Source organism: Pseudomonas lundensis (assembly GCF_015377145.2).
Classification (GTDB): domain Bacteria; phylum Pseudomonadota; class Gammaproteobacteria; order Pseudomonadales; family Pseudomonadaceae; genus Aquipseudomonas; species Aquipseudomonas lundensis.
The window spans coordinates 2,639,739-2,654,429 of record NZ_CP062158.2; the positions used below are offsets into that span (position 1 = coordinate 2,639,739).

Annotated in this window: 13 protein-coding genes and 1 riboswitch; of the genes, 6 read left to right on the forward strand and 7 right to left on the reverse strand. The window is 58.1% G+C overall.

The features are described from left to right. The first annotated feature begins 141 nt into the window (after positions 1-141). Positions 142-1,815 carry a response regulator gene (locus IF654_RS12315; RefSeq protein ID WP_194862405.1) on the forward strand — a complete coding sequence of 558 codons (1,674 nt, stop codon included), beginning with the start codon at positions 142-144 and terminating at the stop codon, positions 1,813-1,815. 21 nt (positions 1,816-1,836) lie between these two features. Here IF654_RS12315 and IF654_RS12320 read toward each other — a convergent pair whose 3' ends face one another. From IF654_RS12320 to IF654_RS12340, 5 genes are all read right to left on the reverse strand, one after another. Further along, on the reverse strand, positions 1,837-2,214 hold the full coding sequence (locus IF654_RS12320) for a response regulator (protein WP_047274461.1): 378 nt from the start codon (positions 2,212-2,214) through the stop codon (positions 1,837-1,839). A 68-nt stretch (positions 2,215-2,282) separates the two neighbouring features. After that, on the reverse strand, positions 2,283-3,479 hold the full coding sequence (locus IF654_RS12325; RefSeq protein WP_094987654.1) for a hybrid sensor histidine kinase/response regulator: 1,197 nt from the start codon (positions 3,477-3,479) through the stop codon (positions 2,283-2,285). Beyond that, on the reverse strand, positions 3,473-4,075 hold the full coding sequence (locus IF654_RS12330) for a chemotaxis protein CheB (RefSeq protein ID WP_047274457.1): 603 nt from the start codon (positions 4,073-4,075) through the stop codon (positions 3,473-3,475). The genes IF654_RS12325 and IF654_RS12330 overlap by 7 nt, the downstream gene beginning before the upstream one ends. Then, positions 4,075-4,890, reverse strand: coding sequence for a CheR family methyltransferase (locus IF654_RS12335; protein ID WP_047274456.1), 816 nt, complete (start codon positions 4,888-4,890; stop codon positions 4,075-4,077). Before IF654_RS12335 ends, IF654_RS12330 begins: the two co-directional genes overlap by 1 nt. Beyond that, positions 4,891-8,388: a response regulator gene (locus IF654_RS12340; protein ID WP_194862404.1), complete on the reverse strand. Its 3,498-nt coding sequence runs from the start codon at positions 8,386-8,388 to the stop codon at positions 4,891-4,893. A gap of 256 nt (positions 8,389-8,644) precedes the next feature. Between IF654_RS12340 and IF654_RS12345 the strand changes: the two genes are divergently transcribed. From IF654_RS12345 to cobM, 5 genes are all read left to right on the forward strand, one after another. Next, entirely contained in the window at positions 8,645-9,004 is a 360-nt protein-coding gene (locus IF654_RS12345; protein ID WP_047282649.1) for a response regulator, read from the forward strand. A 35-nt stretch (positions 9,005-9,039) separates the two neighbouring features. After that, positions 9,040-9,253, forward strand: a riboswitch (cobalamin riboswitch). Between the two features lie 95 nt (positions 9,254-9,348). Continuing rightward, complete coding sequence (locus IF654_RS12350) at positions 9,349-9,537, forward strand: CbtB domain-containing protein (RefSeq protein ID WP_194862403.1); 189 nt, start codon at positions 9,349-9,351, stop codon at positions 9,535-9,537. Positions 9,538-9,547: 10 nt separating this feature from the next. Further along, entirely contained in the window at positions 9,548-10,249 is a 702-nt protein-coding gene (locus IF654_RS12355; protein WP_047274448.1) for a CbtA family protein, read from the forward strand. Further along, positions 10,246-10,659 (forward strand): cobalamin biosynthesis protein, encoded by a 414-nt coding sequence (locus tag IF654_RS12360; protein ID WP_047282650.1) that lies wholly within the window; start codon positions 10,246-10,248, stop codon positions 10,657-10,659. The genes IF654_RS12355 and IF654_RS12360 overlap by 4 nt, the downstream gene beginning before the upstream one ends. Positions 10,660-10,734: 75 nt before the next feature. Further along, positions 10,735-11,481 (forward strand): precorrin-4 C(11)-methyltransferase, encoded by a 747-nt coding sequence (gene cobM, locus IF654_RS12365; protein WP_094987659.1) that lies wholly within the window; start codon positions 10,735-10,737, stop codon positions 11,479-11,481. 94 nt (positions 11,482-11,575) lie between these two features. Here the strand turns inward: cobM and nfuA are convergent, their stop codons facing one another. Together nfuA and IF654_RS12375 are read right to left on the reverse strand one after the other, a co-directional pair. Beyond that, positions 11,576-12,160 (reverse strand): Fe-S biogenesis protein NfuA, encoded by a 585-nt coding sequence (gene nfuA / locus IF654_RS12370; RefSeq protein ID WP_047274443.1) that lies wholly within the window; start codon positions 12,158-12,160, stop codon positions 11,576-11,578. A gap of 110 nt (positions 12,161-12,270) precedes the next feature. Then, entirely contained in the window at positions 12,271-14,568 is a 2,298-nt protein-coding gene (locus IF654_RS12375) for a fatty acid cis/trans isomerase (protein ID WP_094987660.1), read from the reverse strand. Between the last annotated feature and the right edge of the window lie 123 nt (positions 14,569-14,691).

Below are 14,691 nucleotides of genomic sequence, written 5' to 3' on the forward strand. Positions count from 1 at the left end.
GGTGATTCCAGGGCCTTCCAATAGATGCATTTGAATATATATTTCAAAACGTTGAACCGCCACGATGGCTCAGGGTCAAGACCATATAGCCGCATACATGCGGGTAATTTTTGAGTCGAGTATCAATAGGCGGGAAATTCTGTGATTGCATTGGGACCCACCGAGGAGCGCGCCCTGATTCTCACGTGCCCCGGGCTAGAAAAGTCGGTTGATCTGCACCAACTGGCTTCAGGCGGCGTGAACGGTTTTGAACTGGCCTGCATGGACCACCTGCACCCGGCCCTGCAACAAGGTGCCGGATTGCTGATAGTCGAAGCCGACTCGCGACAATCTGAGGCCTTCGAGCAACTGAGCGATGTGTTGTTGCAACAACCCGACTGGTCGGATCTGGCCGTCATCGTGCTGACCGCTGAACCTCACTGGTCGGACCTTCAGTTGAGCCATCTGAGCGAACAATTGGGTAACGCTTTTTTCGTGGCCTCACCCTGGTCACATGCCCAGTTGCTGTGCCTGTCAAAAAACGCGTTGCGCACACGCAAACAGCAATACGCCGCCAGGGATTGCACCCACCGCCTCAGTGAACGTGACAACTTTATTAGGAACACGCTGCAAGCCATTGATTTGGAAGTGGATCGTCGCGTTGAGAAAGCCCTGCAACATAACGACGACGTGCGCCACGCGCAAAAAATGGAAGCCGTCGGACAACTCACCGGGGGCATTGCCCACGACTTGAATAACATGCTGGCCGGGATTATCGGCAGCATGGAGCTGCTGCGGCGCAAGGTGGCCCGGGGCAAGCTCGATGATCTGGATCGCCTTATCGACATGGGCGTGACCTCCGCCAACCGTGCGGCGGGACTCACCCATCGACTGCTGGCGTTCTCGCGGCGCCAGTCACTGGACTCCAAACCCACCATGATCAGCGAGTGGCTGCTGGCGCAGCGGGCGTTGCTGGAACAAAACCTCGCGCCGGCCACCCAGCTCACCCTGGAAGCCGATGACAACCTGTGGATCGCCGACGTGGATCCGCAGCAATTGGAAAACGCGTTACTGCATTTGGTGTCCAACGCCCGCGATGCCATGCCCGAGGACGGTCACCTCACCGTCAAGACGTACAACGTGCAAGTCGACACCGCCTTCAGCGAAGCCAACGGACACTTCACTCCCGGCGACTACATCGTGCTCAGCGCCAGCGACAATGGCTGCGGCATGCAAGAAAGCACGCTTAAACGCGCCTTCGACCCGTTTTTCACCACCAAACCCATCGGTCAGGGCACAGGCCTCGGGTTGTCGATGATTTATGGGTTCTGCAAACAGTCACGCGGCCATGTGCGCATCATCAGCCAGGAACGCAGCGGCACCACGGTGCAATTGTTTTTACCGCGCTGTAACGGCAGCAGTGGTGAGCTCAGCGCGCAAGGCCTGTCACAGGCAGAAACGGCCGCCAACGCCGAAAAAACGCTGCTGGTGGTTGAAGATGACAACGCGGTACGCAGCCTGGTGATCGAAGTGCTGCGAGAACACGGCTACACGGTGCTCAGCGCCGAAGATGCGAATGCTGCGCTGCCGATAATCGAGTCGGCGCAAGCCATTGATTTATTGATCAGCGATGTGGGACTGCCGGGCATGAACGGCCGCCAGCTGGCCGAGATCAGTCGTCAGGCGCGCCCTGACCTCAAGGTGCTGTTTATCACCGGATACGCACAGCATGCGACTGCGCGTGGCGGTTTTCTGGATGAAGGCATGCAGTTGATTACCAAGCCCTTCACCTTTGACCTGCTGACGGCCAAGGTGAATGAGATGCTGCTGGCCTGAATCCTCTTTATCAAGCGGATGTCAGACCAGCTGGTTCTGGATGATTTCTTTGAGCTTATCCAGATCGAACGGCTTGCCCAAAATCGGCGCCTTGCGCGTGATGGGGCTGTCCGTCTCGCGTATTTCCTGCGGGTAGCCGCTGATAAAAATCACTTTCAGGTCCGGCCGCAGTTTGACCGCAGGCTCAGCGATCTGTACCCCGGAAATACCGCCCGGCAGCCGAAAGTCCGTGACCATCAAGTCCAGATGCGGCTTGCTGGCCAGGATCTCAAAGGCCTGCTCACCGTTTTCGGCCTGCAACACGCGATAGCCTTCGCCTGACAAATAGGCCGACAAGACCATCAGGATCGAAGGGTCGTCTTCGACAATCAGAACCACATCTTGTGCATCTTCACTCATGGGGGAAACCTTAATTGCTGCAAATGCTGCCAATACGACCATGGGGTCGGCCATAGGTTGCGGCTAATTTACGCGTTTTGCGCCAATGGCAGGCTGACCCGGAATACAGCGCCCTCACCCAGGGCACTTTGTACGGTGATTTTGCCGCCGTGGGCCGCCACAATCTGCTCGGAGATGAACAACCCAAGCCCCAGCCCGGCCACGGCATGCTTGGCTGATACCCGCTCAAACTGCTGGAAAATGCGTTGCTGGTTTTCTTCGCTGATGCCAATGCCCTGATCGCGGACTTCCACGATAGCGTTCTCGCCTTCGACATACACTGAAACATCAATCGGGCTTTTGGCCCCATAGCGCAACGCATTGGTCAGCAGGTTCGACACCACCTGTTCGATGCGAAACTCATCCCACAGCCCGACGACCGGACTGTCAGCACTCAGATTGACACTCGACTGGGCCGCGCTGATCTGTGGCGCAAAGGTTTCCACCAGCGTGCTCACCAAACGCGACAAATCGAACTGACCCGGCCTGATTGACAGTTTGCCAGTGCGAATGCGCGACACGTCGAGCATGTCTTCGATCAGGCGAATCAGGCTTTGGATCTGGCGCTCATCGCGCTCTACCATGGCCTGCATTTTGTCCAGGGTGAACGCTGCGGCATTGTCCCGTGCCAGGTGCATTTTGCGCAGCTGGGTTTCCAGAATCAGCCCGTTGAGCGGCGTACGCACTTCATGGGAGACGATGGACATGAAATCGTCGCGCATGCGCACGGCGTGCTCCAGCTCACCTTGAGTGACCTGCAACTGCGCCAACAGCACTTCTTGCTCGCGGCGACTTTGCTCCAGGGCTTCGACTTGCTGCTTGACTGCTTTTCGCTGGCGGTACAGGTCAACGAACACATTAACCTTGCTTTTGACCGCGTGAATATCCAGCGGCTTGTGCAGAAAATCCACCGCGCCGCTTTCGTAGCCCTTGAAGGCGTAATTCATTTCGCGCCCTGCGGCGCTGACAAACACGATGGGAATATTTTTGGTTTTTTCGGTGCCGCGCATCATTTCGGCCAGCTCGAAACCGTTCATGCCCGGCATCTGCACGTCCAGAATGGCCAGCGCAAATTCATGTTGCAGCAGCAACGACAGCGCCTCGTCGGCTGACAAAGCCTTGTAGACGGCGCGGTCTTCGCGCTTGATCAACGCTTCCAGTGCCAGCAGGTTTTCTGGCAGATCATCGACGATCAGCAGCTTGGCTTGAATATCACTTACTAACATTCGATTCGTTCCAGCTCGACAAGCAGACGGCCGATGCCGCGCAAAGGGAGGATGTAGTCCGGTTTCATACGGTCCAGTGCCGCTTGCGGCATGGTGGAAACCAAGGCTTCTTCAGGGTCTTGAACGATGGTCACACCGCCCGACTGCTTGACTGTGGCAATCCCCTGAGCACCGTCCTGATTGGCGCCAGTCAGTAAAATCGCAGCCAGACGCGCTTCGTACGTGTCTGCCGCGGACTCAAATAAGTAATCAATGGAGGGCCGCGAATAATGCACGCGCGCCTCCTGACTCAATGAAAAACTGCCATCGCGCTCCACCGACAGGTGATAGCCTGGCGACGCAAAATAGAGCGTTCCCGGTTCAATCGTGTCCTTGTCGGCGGCTTCTTTGACCTTGATCGACAAACGCCGTGCAAACACTTGCGCCAACTGACTGCGGCGCTCATCGGGCAGGTGCAGCACCACAATCAGCGGCAAGCGAAAGCCTTGCCGCAGGTCCGCAAAAATCGTCAACAAGGCTTCAACACCCCCGGCGGACGCACCGACCACGACGGCGTCGACCTGCCGCAGGCCAATGAACGTTTCAGGCTCGTTCATCATAGCTTGCGGTAAATCCGCTCTTGCTTGAGCACAGGCGTGAATTGCTTGCTGTAGTCCGAGAAGTCCAGCGTCTCTTTACTGCCCAGCATCAAGAAGCCACGGTGGCACAAGGAGTCGTGAAACAATCCGAACGCCCGATTCTGCAAACTTTTATTGAAATAAATCAGTACGTTACGGCATGAAATTAAATGCGTTTCTGAGAACACGCTGTCGGTCGCCAGGCTGTGGTCGGCGAACGTCACGTTCTCGCGCAAGCTTTTGTCGAAAATCGCGTAATCATAGGCCGCTGTGTAGTACTCCGAGAACTCGCGCTGGCCGCCGGCCTTCAGGTAGTTCTGGGTGTAGCCGCGGATGTTTTCGAGGGAGAAGATCCCCTGCTTGGCCTTTTCCAGCGAACGCGGGTTGATGTCGGTGGCATAAATGATCGTGCGGTCCAGCAGCCCCTCTTCGCGCAGCAGGATGGCCATGGAGTACACCTCTTCGCCCGTGCTGCACCCGGCGATCCAGATTTTCAGCGACGGGTAGGTTCTGAGGATCGGCACCACTTCCTGACGCAGCGCCAAAAAATGCTCGGGATCGCGAAACATCTCACTGACCGGGATCGTCAAGTACTGCAATAACTGCATGAACGCGGTCGGGTCGTGCAGCACCCGCTCCTGCAACGCCGAGATGGTATTGCAGTCGAATTGGCGCATGGCGTGATGCACCCGGCGCTTGACCGAAGCACCGGAGTAATCACGAAAGTCATAGCTGTATTTGAGATAGATCGCTTCAATCAGCAGACGTATTTCAATATCGGTGTTTCGCGGCACTTAAATACGTTCCATTTTGGGCAACCAGACCCGGATCAGCGAAAACAGGCGATCCAGGTCAATCGGTTTGGCCAGGTAGTCATTGGACCCGGCTTGCAGGCAGCGCTCCTGATCGTCTTTCATGGCCTTGGCCGTGACAGCAATGATCGGCAGCTTGCGCCAGCGCGGGTTTTTGCGAATTTCAACAGTGGCTTCGTAACCGTCCATCTCGGGCATCATCACGTCCATGAGCACCAGATCGATATCATCCTCTTCGTTCAGGCGCTCAATCGCCTCATGGCCATTTCGGCCAATGACCACAATGGCGCCCTTATGCTCCAGCGCGCTGGTTAGAGCGAAGATGTTTCGTACATCGTCATCGACCAGCAAAATTTTGCGCCCTTCGAACACTTTGTCTCGGCTACGCGCGGTCTTAAGCATGGTCTGGCGTTCATGGGACAACTGGGATTCGACTTTGTGCAGAAATAAAGTCACTTCATCGAGCAGGCGTTCCGGGGAGCGGGCGCCTTTGATGATGATCGAACGCGAGTACTTGCGCAGCTCGGCCTCTTCATCCCGGGTCAGGTTACGACCGGTGTACACAATCACCGGCGGGAACGAGCAGATGTCTTCGGTGGACATGCGCTTGAGCAAGTCGCCGCCCAGCATGTCCGGCAGTTTGAGGTCGATGACCATGCAGTCGTAGATGTGGGTGCGCAGCAGGTCCAGAGCTTCTTGCGCGTAACCAACGGCGGTGATTTCGATGTCATCGTCGCCGATCAGGCGGGCAATGCTGTCACGTTGCAGGTCATCGTCTTCGACCAGCAATACGCGTTTGACCTTCTGCGTGAGCTTGGCTTCAAGGCGTGCGAACACGTCCTTGAGCTCTTCGCGGGTGGTGGGTTTGACCGCATACCCTACGGCGCCCATGTGCATGGCCGCTTCAACACGGTCTTCAACAGAAATCACGTGCACCGGAATGTGTCGGGTCGGCGCCAGCTCCTTGAGTCGCTGCAACACCGTCAGGCCGGAATGGTCGGGCAGGCGCATGTCCAGCAAGATTGCATCCGGGATGAACTCGGCCGCCAGGCTGAAGCCTTCATCGGCACCGTGAGCCACCAGGCAGTGATAGCCCAGCTCATGGGCCAGGTCGAAGAGGATGCGGGCAAAGTTTGGCTCGTCCTCAATCACCAGAATGCAGCGCGTGGTAAACGGTGCTTTCTCGCGATCATCCATGAACCGCGGAATCTCGACGTTCGGTACATTCATCACCGGTTGCGGGGCGGGCGGCGCGGCAACGACCACGGCTTTGGCCGGCTCCGCCACTGGGGCCTGGGCGTACGGCTCATCCTGTTCGACGAACTGTTCAGGCAGGACCAGCGTGAAAATACTGCCCTGACCCGGTTCACTGGTGACGCTGATCGAACCGCCCAGCAAGTTGGCCAGATCACGGGAAATCGACAGCCCCAGACCTGTACCGCCATAACGGCGGTTGGTGGTGCCGTCTGCCTGACGGAACGCCTCGAAGATGCTCTCTTGCTGCTCGGCTGCGATGCCGATTCCCGAATCGCGCACGGTGAAGGCAATGCCCTCGCCCGGTTGGCGCGACACGGTGAGGCTGACCTGACCTTTTTCGGTGAACTTGATGGCGTTGGATAACAGGTTTTTCAAAATCTGCTCCAGGCGCTGACGATCCGTGAAGATCATCGGCGGCGTGCCCGGTTGCAGCTCGACCTGGAAATCCAGTGCCTTTTCCCCGGCCAGCGGCTGGAACATGCTTCGCAGACCGTCCACCAGACGCGGAACGCTGGTGTTTTCCGGGCGCACTTCAAGCTTGCCGGCTTCGACTTTGGAGATGTCCAGAATGTCGTTGATCAGATTGAGCAAGTCATTGCCCGCCGAGTAGATCGACTCGGCAAACTTCACTTGTTCGGCAGTCAGGTTCTCGTGCGGGTTTTCCGACAGCAATTTGGCCAGGATCAACGAGCTGTTCAGCGGCGTACGCAGCTCGTGAGACATGTTGGCCAGGAACTCGGACTTGTATTTGCTGGAACGCTGCAACTCTTCAGCGCGCTCCTCCAGTTGCACTTGAGCCTGATTCAGCTCGGTGTTCTTCTGATCCATCGCATCGCGCTGGGCGGCCAATGCCAGTGCCTGATCGGCCAACTGCTCGTTGGTCTGTTCGAGTTCAGCCTGCTGAGTTTCCAGATGGGTCTGGGACTCTTTAAGAATGCGCGACTGCTCTTCCAGCTCTTCGTTGGCGGTCTTGAGCTCTTCCTGCTGCACCTGCAACTCTTCGTTGAGCTGCTGGGTTTCGGCCAGCACTTCCTGCAAACGCTGACGGTAGCGGGCCGCTTCAATCGAGGTGCCGATGTTGTCGGCAATCAACTCGAACAACTCAATGTCACGCTCGGTCAAGGGGCGCAAGAAGCCCAGTTCGATCACGCCGTTGACCCGGTCGTCGTCACTGGTGGGCACGACCAACACGCTGCGCGGGCTGCCTTCGCCCAGCCCTGAGCTGACCTTGAAGTAACCGGCGGGCACATTGTCCAGGCGAATCAAGGTATCTTGCTGCGCCGCCTGCCCGACAATGCCTTCGTCGTTGTGAATCAGTTGGTCCTGTAGCTCCTGCTCGCGGGAGAAGCCGTAACTGGCCACCCGCTTGAGGCCACCGTGGTCTTCACGCACATAAACGGCCGCGACCACCGAACCCAAGTACTGCGCGCAAAACTGCAGAATATTGCGGCCCAGCATGTTCAGGGTCAGACGCCCCAGCACCTGTTCAGCCAGTTCGGTCTGACCGTTGCGCAGCCAGGCCTGCTGTTCAAGACGTTGCGCACTTTTAACCTGTGCGTCGAGGGTGTCGCTGTAACTCTTTGAAAGATTGACCAGATCGCGGCGTCCGACATAGGCCAGAAAACCGCTGAGGCCCAGCACAAACAGCAGGTAAAGGCCGATCACCAGGAACGTGGTGCGGCTCACGTCATCGTTACGCTCAACACGCAACTGTTGCTCCATGGCAATGAATTCGTCGAAGGCCTTGCGCACTTGATCGGTCAGCCGCTTACCGCGCCCCGATAGCACGGCGCCACGGTAATCGCCATTGCTGCGACGCAGCTCAATCATGTCCTGAGCGTACCGGCTCCAGTCGTTTTGCAAGGCCTGTAGACGTTTGAGGCGGTCCACCTGCTGCGGATTGTCGCTGACCAGTTCTTCTAGGCCATGCAGTTGCGCAGTGATCTGTGGTTTGGCCACTTCGTACGGGTCGAGAAAATGTTCGTCGCCGGTGATTAAGAAACCGCGCATCCCGGTTTCAAGGTCAACGGTGAGCTTGATGGCCTCATTCGCGTTACTGATCACGCGGTCAGTGTGTTGCAGCCACTGAATGACCGACAGCAAATAGCTGATCATCACCACAAACAAAACGGCGCTGAGCACGCCCACACCCAAGGGCAAACCGACGTTGCGACTCAGGAGTTTGCGAAAGCTACGCTCATCAACCGATGCTGGTGCATTCATTTTTCTGGCCCGTGAACAGTGTTAAAAAACAGCAAGTTTGCCGGATTATCGAGCAATTAATCTATTTTCTTACGATAAACAGTACAAATTCGTACTCAAGTACGGACTCAGAGACTACATACAGCTATCCTTGCAGACCTTGTGCGAAGGTATTTTTCGTACAACAGCGGGAACTTGTCCGGGGATACGGCTTACTCATAAGGCAAGTCGATACGTTTTGGCTTCACCGCGCTCACCACTTTTCGGGATACCCACTATGCCTGCAACACCCTCCACCATCCTCGTTGTAGAAGACGATGCCATTGTTCGCATGCTGATCGTGGATGTGCTGGAAGAATTGGAATTCAATGTGCTGGAGGCAGATGGCGGCGAAGAAGCACTGACGTTCATCAAGAACACCGAACTGGTCATTGATCTGCTCATGACCGATGTCGGTCTCCCGATCATGGACGGCCGTGAACTGGCTGAGCAGGCACTGCTCTTGCGGCCCACGTTACCGGTGCTGTTTGCCAGCGGGTATGCCGAAAGCCTGGCTAAGCCTGACAACGCCTTCGTTATCGGCAAGCCCTTTTCAATTGATCAGTTACGCGACAAGGTCAAGAGCATCCTTTCCTGACACGTGAATTGACGCCTCCCCCGCTGCCATGCTCTCCTACACATCTTGTATCAGGTGCCCTTCACAGGGTGAAACGGGAAACCGGTGCGTCAGGCGCTCATCGCCTTGATCAGTCCGGTGCTGCCCCCGCAACGGTAAGCGAGCGGAACATCACAACCACTGTGCCCAGGCATGGGAAGGCGATGTTCAGCGGTTCAATGATTTGAACCCCTCGTGAGCCCGGAGACCGGCCTGTTCACATCCATTGACAAACCCGCGGTGGGCGGGCGCTGTTGAACCCTGCGAGCTTCGTTCGCGGGGTTTTCTTGCGCTTCTCCCCCGCTGTCTGACCCGAGGGAAGCGCCATGTCCATCAGCACCAGCCGTACGCAGTCTGCAACGTCCACGTCCACCCAAAGCCAGCGCATCGTTGCGGCTGTCGGCGTTGCCGTGCTGGGAGCGTTTCTGGTTTACTTCGCGGGCTTTTCTCACATTGACGCGGTACACAATGCCGCGCACGACACCCGTCACAGTTCAGCCTTCCCCTGCCATTGAGACCCCGGCCATGATTAAGCGCATTGCTCAAACTGCCGGTTTTACGGGCTTGCTGGCCGCCCTGTTGCTGACCGTGCTGCAAAGCCTGTGGGTGACGCCGCTGATTCTCGAAGCTGAAACCTTCGAAAAGCCGGCCGAGACGCCCGCGCATACACACACTGACACCCACATGGCTGCCCATACCCATGACGCTGAGGCCTGGGAGCCGGAGGATGGCTGGCAGCGCGTGTTGTCCACCACCGGCGGCAACTTGGTGGTCGCTGTGGGGTTTGCCTTGATGCTCGCAGGCCTGTACACACTGCGCAGCCCGACCCGCACCTCTCAGGGTGTGCTCTGGGGATTGGCGGGGTATGCCACGTTTTGCCTGGCGCCGACGCTGGGCCTGCCGCCCGAGCTGCCGGGCACCGCTGCGGCGGATTTGCTGCAACGTCAGGTCTGGTGGGTGAGCACCGCAGCGTCCACTGCCGTGGCCATTGCCTTGGTGGTGTTTGGCAAACATTGGGCACTGAAAGTGCTCGGGGTGGTGATTCTGGTCATCCCCCATGTCCTGGGCGCACCCCAGCCTGTGGTTCACTCAAGCCTAGCCCCGCAAGCCCTCGAAACCCAATTCAAAGTGGCTTCGCAATTGACCAATGTGGTGTTTTGGCTGGCACTGGGGGTGATCAGCGCGTGGTTGTTCCGACGTAAAGCTGATGGCCAGTACGCTGCATGACCGCCGCGCCCACCGCCCCCACCTTCGTGGTGGGGCTGGGCTGTCGACGCGGTTGCAGCGCTGAAGAACTGTTGACGCTGATCCAGGCGTCTCTGAGTCATGCCGGGATCACGCTCAGCGAGGTCCGGGCCTTGGCCAGTATTGATGGCAAGCGCAACGAACCCGGCCTGATCCAGCTGGCGCAGCAGTTGAAACGGCCTTTGCACGTCTTCAGCGCACAACAGCTCGCCGCGTTTGCCCCCCGGCTCAGTCACCGGTCCCCCGTCTCGTTCGCCCACACCGGCTGTTTCGGGGTGGCTGAAAGTGCGGCACTGGCGCTCTGCGAGTGCTTGACCGGGGACCGCGCGACGCTGCGGGTCACGCGCCAGACTTCGCATAACGCGACGTTTGCGTTAGCGACCCGGCAATAATCAGGCGATACTTCGCCGCCTCACTATGAGCGCTGTTCAAGCGGCGCTCTATTTCGCATCGTTCAAGAGACTGCCATGACTGTGTATTTCATCGGTGCCGGCCCCGGCGATCCAGAGCTGATCACCGTCAAAGGCCAGCGTCTGATCCGCAGCTGCCCCGTCATCATCTACGCTGGCTCACTGGTGCCCGCCGCCGTGCTGGAGGGTCATCAGGCCGAGCAGGTGATCAACAGCGCCCCATTGCATCTGGAGCAAATCATCGAGCTGATCCAGTCGGCCGACGCTCAAGGTCAGGACGTGGCCCGCGTCCATTCCGGCGACCCTAGCCTGTATGGCGCCATCGGTGAGCAAATCCGCTGCCTGCGGGCGCGGGGCATTGCGTTTGAGATCATCCCCGGGGTCACGGCGACCGCCGCGTGCGCCGCCCTGCTCGAAGCGGAGCTGACCCTGCCTGATATTTCGCAAACGGTGATCCTGACCCGCTACGCGGAAAAGACCGTGATGCCCGCAGGCGAAGAACTGGCCAGTCTGGCCCGTCATCAAGCGACCATGGCCATTCATTTGGGGGTCAAGAACCTTGCCTCGATCGTGGACGAACTGACACCCCACTACGGCAGCGATTGCCCGATAGCCGTCATCCACCGTGCCAGTTGGCCGGATCAAGACGCCGCCACCGGCACCCTGGCTGACATTGTCGAGAAGGTTCAGGCCAAAGGGTTCAGACGCACGGCGTTGATCCTGGTCGGTCGCGTGCTGGCCAACGACAGCTTCAGCGAATCGTCGCTGTACCGCGCTGGTCACGCACATCTGTATCGCCCGTAGCGGTCTTTGGCCCAATCGGCAGGCATAAAAAAACGGTGCTCACGGGGCACCGTTTTTTTATAGAACGCGCAGCGAACACCTTGGGACTGATGACTCAGTAGTAGGCGTTTTCTTTCTGCGAGTGGTCGGTCACGTCACGCACGCCTTTGAGCTCGGGAATACGCTCCAACAAGGTGCGCTCGATCCCTTCACGCAAGGTCACGTCGGCCTGACCGCAACCCTGGCAGCCACCGCCGAACTTGAGGACCGCAATGCCGTCTTCTACCACTTCGATCAAGCTGACCTGACCGCCGTGACTGGCCAGACCGGGATTGATCTCGGTTTGCAGGTAGTAATTGATGCGCTCGTTGATCGGGCTGTCGGCGTTGACCATGGGCACTTTGGCGTTAGGCGCCTTGATGGTCAGTTGCCCGCCCATGCGATCGGTCGCGTAATCCACAACGGCGTCTTCAAGAAACGGCTCGCTGACCGCGTCGATCCAGGCGGTGAAGCTTTTCAGGCCCAGCGCGGTATCTTCTGGTTTTTCTTCACCAGGCTTGCAATACGCAATACAGGTTTCAGCGTACTGGGTGCCGGGCTGGGTGATAAACACGCGGATGCCGATACCCGAGGTGTTCTGCTTGGACAGCAGATCAGCCAGGTAATCGTGTGCGGCGTCGGTAATCGTTATGGCGCTCATGGAATCTCCTCGCAGACATGGGGCGCAGTTTACGCCAATCGGCGCGCCTGACAAAGTCCTAGTATTTTTGTCAGGAAAGCCGCACCCCACGTGGGTGAAACAAATGACCTTTACAGGTTCTCGTAGCGGTTCATGTCCAGCACGCCCGCCTCTACAGGGTCGGTTTGGTTAATGTATTCGCCAATGTCATGGAAGTACTGCCAAAACTGCGGGTGGCTGCGGCGAATTCCCCAGCGCTGGACGATGGCCTCAAACGCGGTTTGATCCTGGCTCGCCTCCATCGCCTCGACAAAAGCCTCTACCTCATCGGCCGGAATGTTGAACATAAAGTTCGGGTAACTGCTGAGCACGCCCGGGTAAATGGTCAGCGTGTCCAGCCCCGGCTGCAGGCGGTATTCCTCGCCCAGCATAAAGGCCACGTTGGTATGCGCGCGGTTGTGCAACAGGCTGTACATCTCACGTTTGCCGTCGGCACTCTCGATACGCAGCATGGTGGCTTCGGGCAATTGGTTGATGACCGGTAAGCCGGCGGCAGGACGCGAGGTCAGGCGGCTCAGCGATTGCTCGGCATACTGGAAGGCACGCGGGATGTTCGGCCGTGAACAATAAGCGCCCGTACAGCGGTTGATCGGGTCCGGCCGCGCATTCAGGGTGCCGGTGCGCTCAATCAACTTGAGGGCAAAATCGCGTTTCGGGTCGGCCGGGTCCAGCTTCATACCAGTTGGGGTGTCCGTGTCGATCTTCTGATAGTCCATCCACATCTTCAGCTTGCCGCTATTTTGATACCAGTCGCCCAGAATGGCGGCCCGCGCGTCGGCAGGCATCAAACGCAGAAAGTTGACCTCGGCGCCGTTGCGAATCAAATCGAAGTAGAGACGCGTCTGGGCCTGATGCGAGACGTTGCCGAACACATCGAAGTTAACCGCCAATTGGTAGTAGGTGCGCTCCAGCAGCGGGTAATCGAACAGCCACAAGGTCTGCGGGATTTCACCCACCAGCCCCTTGCTGACACTGGCACTGTCGAAATGCCGGAAGATGGTCAGCAGCGCGTTGTCATTGCCTGCCCACAGGGTCGACCAGCTCGGCGGCGGCATGTCGGCGTACGCCGCCTGGCGCAGGTCTTCATACTCGTTGCGCTTGTTCCGGTAGTTGTGCCACAGCGAAATAACGCTGCCCACATCGTCGATCTGCCCCGGCATCGCCAGCAACGGCGTGGCTTTGCCACGGTACGCCGCATCGGTCACGTAACGGTCGCGAGCGGGCTCCTGGAACACCGCCCAGAAGTTGTCGCGGATCACGTCAGTAGCAATTTGCCCGCGGCACACAGGCCCGCGAATAAAGGTGCGCACGAAGTATTCGGCGTTATCCAGCATGAACTGATAACGGGCCACCGCCGGGATCGCTTCAAAGGTTTCAAACGGATTGGCGCGCCCTCGTGGTCCATACCCCGGTAGCTTGGCGGCATGCCAGTCGCCGCTATAAAACAGTTGCTTGACCCGTTCCAGCTTGCGCTGACCCATCGGGTATGTGATGTGGGTTTTATGAACGATCACCCCCTGCACCGGCATAATCCGGTAATAAAAGGTGGTGCCCGGGTCGTCGTTGGGTCGCCGGGTAGCGATCAGGTCAATCGGTTGCCCACTGGGCGTGCGCGAGCGCACCCACTGGAAATAGTGACCCGGCACGCCATTGTCGAAAAAGGCGTGGGCCAGGAACAAATGCTCATACAGCCAACGGGCCACCAGCGCCTCAGTCGACCCCGGGCGATTGAGTAACTCTTCCCATTCGGCAATCTGACTCGCCTCGATGGCGGTCGGCTTAATGGCGTTTTGATCGACCGGGGCGCCCTGCGCTAGCCAGGTTTGCACCGTGATGTATTGCTGATCCGTCAGGCCGGTCACGGCCAACGGCATGCCTTCGTTGGGGTGTTTCTGTGCGTAGTCGTTAAATTCGCCGGGGGCCGGGCAACTGTTTTCACGGTTGAGGCCCAGCACAATGCCTTCAGGCAATTTGGCATTCGGGGTCAAGGGGGCGCTGTGTCCCAGTTCGAGCATGCGCGCCATGAGCGCCGCTTGTGCCCCTTGTGCATCCAGCACCGAATAGAAACCTTTGTTGCGCCACTCTTGTTGACCTTTGGCGTCATAGAAAATCCGCGTCGGCGCAACCGCTGTGGTTCGATCGCCCTGATACACGGGCACCTTGCTGGCACCCCGGGTCGCGCCCTCCGCGCTCCCGAGATTGAGCTGGCAGGCCGCATCGTTGCAGGCGTGGCAGGCAACACACTTTTCGGTAAGGATCGGCTGGATATCTCGGGTGTACGAAATAGCCGGACTAACCAGCGGGGTTTGGCCCAACGCTGTACTGCACACCACCAGCGTCACGGCGCCGGTGAGGAGGCGAAAAAACATGTGCCATTGTCCTGATATTAAAAATGTCGCGATTCTACCCATCGAAGGCCCGCCTCAACATGAATGAAATTCATGAAAAACGGCGAACGATCAAATCCCACGCAGGTTTGTTATGATTTGCCC

Excerpts from the sequence above, each read along its gene's own strand:
- IF654_RS12355 (WP_047274448.1), top strand. The coding sequence starts at position 9,548 with ATGATTAAGCGCATTGCTCAAACTGCCGGTTTTACGGGCTTGCTGGCC.
- IF654_RS12345 (WP_047282649.1), top strand. The coding sequence starts at position 8,645 with ATGCCTGCAACACCCTCCACCATCCTCGTTGTAGAAGACGATGCCATT.
- IF654_RS12330 (WP_047274457.1), bottom strand. The coding sequence starts at position 4,075 with ATGAACGAGCCTGAAACGTTCATTGGCCTGCGGCAGGTCGACGCCGTC.
- IF654_RS12325 (WP_094987654.1), bottom strand. The coding sequence starts at position 3,479 with ATGTTAGTAAGTGATATTCAAGCCAAGCTGCTGATCGTCGATGATCTG.
- cobM (WP_094987659.1), top strand. The coding sequence starts at position 10,735 with ATGACTGTGTATTTCATCGGTGCCGGCCCCGGCGATCCAGAGCTGATC.
- IF654_RS12360 (WP_047282650.1), top strand. The coding sequence starts at position 10,246 with ATGACCGCCGCGCCCACCGCCCCCACCTTCGTGGTGGGGCTGGGCTGT.
- IF654_RS12350 (WP_194862403.1), top strand. The coding sequence starts at position 9,349 with ATGTCCATCAGCACCAGCCGTACGCAGTCTGCAACGTCCACGTCCACC.
- IF654_RS12340 (WP_194862404.1), bottom strand. The coding sequence starts at position 8,388 with ATGAATGCACCAGCATCGGTTGATGAGCGTAGCTTTCGCAAACTCCTG.
- IF654_RS12320 (WP_047274461.1), bottom strand. The coding sequence starts at position 2,214 with ATGAGTGAAGATGCACAAGATGTGGTTCTGATTGTCGAAGACGACCCT.
- IF654_RS12375 (WP_094987660.1), bottom strand. The coding sequence starts at position 14,568 with ATGTTTTTTCGCCTCCTCACCGGCGCCGTGACGCTGGTGGTGTGCAGT.
- nfuA (WP_047274443.1), bottom strand. The coding sequence starts at position 12,160 with ATGAGCGCCATAACGATTACCGACGCCGCACACGATTACCTGGCTGAT.